This is a genomic window from Microbispora sp. GKU 823, assembly GCF_002027145.1.
In the GTDB taxonomy this organism is placed as follows: domain Bacteria; phylum Actinomycetota; class Actinomycetes; order Streptosporangiales; family Streptosporangiaceae; genus Microbispora; species Microbispora siamensis.
Window position 1 is genome coordinate 1 of record NZ_MWJN01000199.1, and the last position, 5,109, is coordinate 5,109.

The 5,109-nt window shown below is 73.7% G+C and carries 6 protein-coding genes and 1 pseudogene; all 7 read right to left on the reverse strand.

The window, feature by feature from the left end:
• Window positions 1-210: 210 nt before the first annotated feature.
• Window positions 211-684, reverse strand: coding sequence for an ABC transporter permease (locus tag B1L11_RS43805; RefSeq protein ID WP_079321039.1), 474 nt, complete (start codon window positions 682-684; stop codon window positions 211-213).
• Window positions 651-1,256 (reverse strand): ABC transporter permease, encoded by a 606-nt coding sequence (locus B1L11_RS43810; protein WP_079321040.1) that lies wholly within the window; start codon window positions 1,254-1,256, stop codon window positions 651-653. Before B1L11_RS43810 ends, B1L11_RS43805 begins: the two co-directional genes overlap by 34 nt.
• Window positions 1,253-2,101 (reverse strand): ATP-binding cassette domain-containing protein, encoded by an 849-nt coding sequence (locus B1L11_RS43815; protein WP_079321041.1) that lies wholly within the window; start codon window positions 2,099-2,101, stop codon window positions 1,253-1,255. The genes B1L11_RS43810 and B1L11_RS43815 overlap by 4 nt, the downstream gene beginning before the upstream one ends.
• Before the next feature lie 14 nt (window positions 2,102-2,115).
• Window positions 2,116-2,691, reverse strand: a pseudogene (locus B1L11_RS43820) (SDR family NAD(P)-dependent oxidoreductase); the annotation flags it as partial.
• 198 nt (window positions 2,692-2,889) lie between these two features.
• Window positions 2,890-3,567: a hypothetical protein gene (locus tag B1L11_RS43825; protein WP_079321042.1), complete on the reverse strand. Its 678-nt coding sequence runs from the start codon at window positions 3,565-3,567 to the stop codon at window positions 2,890-2,892.
• A 12-nt stretch (window positions 3,568-3,579) separates the two neighbouring features.
• Window positions 3,580-4,632: an ABC transporter substrate-binding protein gene (locus B1L11_RS43830; RefSeq protein ID WP_079321043.1), complete on the reverse strand. Its 1,053-nt coding sequence runs from the start codon at window positions 4,630-4,632 to the stop codon at window positions 3,580-3,582.
• An 85-nt stretch (window positions 4,633-4,717) separates the two neighbouring features.
• Window positions 4,718-5,109: amidase family protein (locus B1L11_RS43835; protein ID WP_256863431.1), on the reverse strand; the 392-nt coding region annotated here is incomplete at its 5' end.

Genomic DNA, 5,109 nt, shown 5'->3' on the forward strand with positions numbered 1-5,109 from the left:
CCCATGATCGCCGGAGCGGCGATGGCCTTCTCCAGCGTCTTCGTCGTCAGCAACAGCCTCAGACTCCGCCGCTTCCGTTAGATCAGCCCGTACGAAAGGCCCCGCTCCGGCGCCGTGCACCGCCGGCCTCGGCGGCGGGCGCCCGGCGCCGGTATGGGGCCGGCGGTTCGCGGAGGACGATCGCTCGCCCCGGCCCCCGGCCCCGCGCCGTCAGGTGCGGCGGGCCAGCCGCAGCCGCTGCTGGTCGACGAAGACGGCCGCGACGAGGACCACGCCCACCGCGATCACCTGCCACGACGAGCTCACGTCGGCCACCACCAGGCCGACGCGCAGCACGATGACGATCAGCGTGCCGATCACCGCGCCCGCCACGCCGCCCCGGCCGCCGAACAGGCTGACGCCTCCGATGACCACCGCGGCGATCGCCGACAGCTCGTCGTTCTGGCCGGCGGTCACCGAGGCGGCACCGAGCTGCGCCATGACCAGGAACCCCGCGGTCCCGGCCAGGGCGCCGGCGAGGCCGTACACCACGGTGGTGTGGCGGCCCACCGCGATGCCGGTGCGGGCCGCCGCCTCCGGGTTGCTGCCGATGGCGAAGCAGTGCCTGCCGAAGCGGGTGCGGTGCAGCAGCAGTCCCGACACCACCACGATCACCGCCGCGACCAGGACGGCACCGGCACCCATCCCTTCAGCAGCCCCGTGTTGCCGACCAGGAAGAGATCGGACGGCAGGTCGGACATCTCCTGGCCGTCGTTGGCCAGCTGGGTGACCCCGGTGGCGGCGCCCATCATGCCGAGGGTCGCGATGAGCGGGCTGACGCGGAGCCGGGTGACGACCAGGCCGTTCACGGTGCCGACCAGGGCCCCGGTGAGCACCGCCACGACCGCGCCTGCGGCGATGACCAGCGGCTGCGACAGGCCGTCCTGCGACATCAGCCGCGACATCGCCAAGCCCGAGACCATGCCCGACAGGCCCAGGTTGGCGCCCACCGACAGGTCGATCCCGCGGCCGACGATCACGAACGCCTGGCCCAGGGCGAGCAGCACCACCTCGGTCGCCGCAAGCGACGTCGCGATCCACGCCTCCTTGGTGTGGAAGTTCGGCGCGACGAGGGAGAACACGACGACGATGAGCACGAGCACGCCCAGCGTCCACATGCTCCCGGCCCGCTCGCCGATCGCCGTCAGCCGGCCGGCCGCCGGGCCGCCGGACGTCCTCGTGGCCGGAACGGCGGTGCCCGTCCCCTGCGCGGTCATGCTCGTCCTCCCGAAGTGGCCGCGGCGGCGGCTCCGGTCCGGTCGGTGTGCGGGCCCGTCTCGCCCTCCAGGCCCGTGATCAGGGCGACGAGGCGTTCGACGGTGGCCGACGCGCGGTCGAGGACCGCCGAGAGCCGCCCGCGGCGCAGCACCGCGATGCGGTCGCTGATCTGCATCACGTGCGGAAGCTGGTGGCTGACCAGCACCACCGACGTCCCCATGGAACGCACGTGGTCGATCAAGGTGAGCACCTCGCGCTGCTGCTCCACGCCGAGCGCCGCGGTGGGCTCGTCGAGCAGCAGCACCCGTTCGCACCAGGTGACGGCTCGTGCGATCGCCACCGCCTGGCGCTGGCCGCCCGACAGGTTTCCGCACTCGCGGCCCACGTCCGGCACGTGGATGCGCACCCGCCGCAACGCCTCCTCGGTACGGCGGTGCATCTCCCGCCGGTCGAGCCAGCCGAACCACCGGCCGGGCGCGGACGACGTGACGATCTCCCTGCCGAGGAAGAGGTTGCCGGTCACGTCGAGATCGGGCGCCAGGGCGAGGTCCTGGTAGACGGTGGCGATGCCGGCCGCCGTGGCGTCGGCGGGGCCGTGGAAGACACGCGGCTCCCCGGCCACCACCACCTCGCCCCCGCTGGGCGTCGTGGTGCCGGAAAGGATCTTCAGCAGTGTGCTCTTCCCCGCACCGTTGTCACCGACGAGCGAGAGCACCTCGCCGGGCCGCAGGTCGAGCGTCACGTCCGTCAGCGCGGCCATCGAGCCGTACCGTTTGGACAGGTTGCGGACCTCGAGGACCGGCGGTCCGGCGCTCCGCGTGCTTCCGGTGGAGCTGGATGTCATCGTTCCGCCTTTCCTCAGCGTACGAACAGGGGGAGTTGCGAACCGGCGCAGACGTGCAGCACCTCGCCGGTGATCCGGGCCGCCCGGTCGGAGGCGAGGAACGCGACCGCGTTGGCGACGTCCTCCGGCCGCACGAGCTCCCCCATGGGCGTGGCGGCGCGCACCCGGGCGGCGTACTCGTCGAGCGTCCGCTCGTCTCCGCGCTGCCTGCTGAAGCCGGTGCGGACGAAGCTCGGGGCGACGGCGTTCACGGTCACCCCGATCGGGGCGAGCTCCAGCGCCAGCGACCGGGTGAGGCCGACGAGCCCGGCCTTCGAGGCGGCGTAGGCGGGGTGGCCCCCGCCGAGCCAGGTGCGCGATCCGATGTTGACCATCGCTCCCGACCGCTGCCGGGTCCACCAGGGCAGCACGGCCTGCGCGAGCAGGGCCGGGCCGCGCAGGTTCACGTGCTGCGTGAGGTCCCAGGCATCGACGTCGACGTCGGCGAGGTCCTGCGGGGGTTCGACGCCCGCCGAGCAGATCACCGCGTCGATCCGCCCGAAGCGGTCGCCCGCCCAGGCGGCGCAGGCCGCGATGTCCCCGGGGTCGGCGACGTCGAGCCGGCGCGCGTGCGCCGTCCCGGGGAGGCTCCGCGCCGTGGCCGCGGCGGCGTCCGGGTCGGAGGTCCGTCACGACCACCGTCCAGCCGTCGGCGGCCATGCGGGCGCCGATCGCGCCGCCGATGTCCCCGCCGCCGCCGGTGACGACGGCGATCCGCTCGCCCGCGCCCGCGGGCTCCGTCCGGCCGCTCACCGGACCGGGGACCACGCGGCCGGGCGGACGACCACGCCGGTGTGGGCGAGTTCGAGGCGGGCGGCCCGCTGCCGCCAGGACCGCAGCTCCGGGAAGTCGTCCGGCGCGCTCTGGGTGCGAGCCAAAGTGGCCATGTCAGGGAACGACCAGAGCACCACCACCTCGCCTCCGTTGCGGAAGGCGACCTCGTAGGAGCCGAGGACGCCGAACCCGTACCGGGAGCCCAGCGTCTCCTTCATCTGGCCGACCAGGTTCAGGTACTCCCCGGCGCCGCCGGGACGCAGCCGTACGGTCTCGTGCAGGACGACGGGGGCGCGGGTGCCGGCCGCGAGCATCTCGTCCAGAGAGGGGGTGTGGGCGGTGCCCACGAGCACGCGGTCGAACCCGCCGGACCGCTCGCCGTACCAGCGGTCGAGCGGCTGGTGGAACAGCTCTGGGTGGTTGTCGAAGTGCCGGGCGAAGCCGTCCCAGCCGCCGGGCATCTGCCAGAAGGTGATGATCTGCGGCCATTGGCCCGTCAGGAAGACGGGCACCCAGGCGGCAACGCAGCGGCCGCCCGCAGAGCCCTCGGCGTTGCCGCGCGTGGTGACGATCTCGCCGAGCTCGTCGAGGTAGCGGTCGTGGGCGCCGGGACTTCTGACCGGGTCAATGGTCTCGTGCAGATAGACGTGCATGCGGTCCTCGCCTCAGGAGCCGGAGGTGTACAGGAGCGGGGCGACGGCGGGGTCGTCGACGTTGTCCCTGGTCACGCCGACATTGGGCACCAGGGTCGAGGGTCTGATCGACGCCTTGTCGCCGGTCAGGTACGCGTGCGCGTAGTCGACGGCGAGGGCGAGCTGGGCGGCGGGCTTCGACACCGACAGGAAGTCGACGCGGCCCGCCTTGAGCTGCTTGACCTCCTCGGGGGAGGCGTCGAAGGCGGCGACGGGGATCTCGCCCGTCCGGCCCGACGCGGCGATGGCGGCCGCGGCGCCCTCGGCGTTGACCTCCGCGGCGCCGAAGACCCCGTCGATCTCCGGGTGGGCGAGCAGGAGACTGCGCATGGCCTGCTGGTTGCCGGGGACGGCGCCGCCGGCGTACTGCTCGGGCAGCACCTTGATCTTCGGGTACTTCTCCCTGAGCACGTCGGCGAAGCCCTTGACCCGGTCCTCGATGGTGGAGCTGCCGGGCGCGATGTTGAGCACGGCGAGCGTGCCCTCGCCCTTCAGGCGCTCGCCGAAGTACTCGCCCACCAGGCGGCCGCCCTGGTAGTTGTCCGTGGCGATCTGTGCGACGACGCCGCTCGTGTCCTTGAGCGTGCCGCCGACGGTGATGACGGGAACGCCGGCGTCGATGTAGCGCTGTACGGCCGGACGCAGCGCCACGTCGTCGACCGGCGACACGAGCAGGACGGACGGGTGCGCCGCCAGCTCGGCGTTGAGCGCGTTGGTCTGCGCGGTCGGGTCGTACTGGGGGACGCCGACGTACTTCACCGTGTACCCGTACTTCTCGGCCTGGGCGGCGGCGCCCCGGTAGGCGGTGTCGAAATACGGGAACGGGCTGACGCCCGGCACGTACGCGATGGTCACCGTGCCCGCGCTCGTGCCCGTGTTCGGCGGCGCGGCGGATCCTGCGGCGGTGGACCCTGTCGCCGTTGATTGGGCGCAGGCGGCCGTGAGCACGAGCACGGCGGCGCAGGCGGCGGCCGTGAGAGAGCGCGGGAACGGGGAGGACGGCATGGGGGGTGCGGACATGGACATGGTGGTGCTCCTTACAGGTGGTGCGTCCCGGGTGCGGCTGATGCCCCCCGGGCACAGGTGGCGCTCGCCGCCCCCGACCAGGTGGTCAGGGGGCGGACGGCGCCGGTGCGGACGGCCCGGCGTCCCGGAAGGCGGCTGCGATGGCGAGCAGCCGCTGGTCGGCTCCCGGGGGAGCGACCAGCATCAGGCCGACGGGCAGTCCGGCGTGCGCGCCGGCGGGCAGCGAGACAGCGGGGGTGCCGGCGAAGCAGAACGGGTAGGTGTTGCGGACCAGCGCCCGCGTCGCCTCCTCCGTGGCGGACTCGATGAGCGGTGCGGTCGTGGGTGTGGTGGGGGGCGGCCAGCACGTCGACACCGGTGAGGGCCTCGGCCACCTCCGTGCGCCAGGCCCGGCGGAAGGCGCGCGCCTCCTCCAGGTCGCCGGGCCCGTACCGGAGTGAGCGCGGCGGGCCTCGACCTCCGGCGCGTACGTGCGGC

Coding starts and splice junctions, on each gene's coding strand:
- B1L11_RS43805 (WP_079321039.1), bottom strand. CDS start 684: ATGGGTGCCGGTGCCGTCCTGGTCGCGGCGGTGATCGTGGTGGTGTCG.
- B1L11_RS43815 (WP_079321041.1), bottom strand. CDS start 2,101: ATGACATCCAGCTCCACCGGAAGCACGCGGAGCGCCGGACCGCCGGTC.
- B1L11_RS43810 (WP_079321040.1), bottom strand. CDS start 1,256: ATGACCGCGCAGGGGACGGGCACCGCCGTTCCGGCCACGAGGACGTCC.
- B1L11_RS43830 (WP_079321043.1), bottom strand. CDS start 4,632: ATGTCCATGTCCGCACCCCCCATGCCGTCCTCCCCGTTCCCGCGCTCT.
- B1L11_RS43825 (WP_079321042.1), bottom strand. CDS start 3,567: ATGCACGTCTATCTGCACGAGACCATTGACCCGGTCAGAAGTCCCGGC.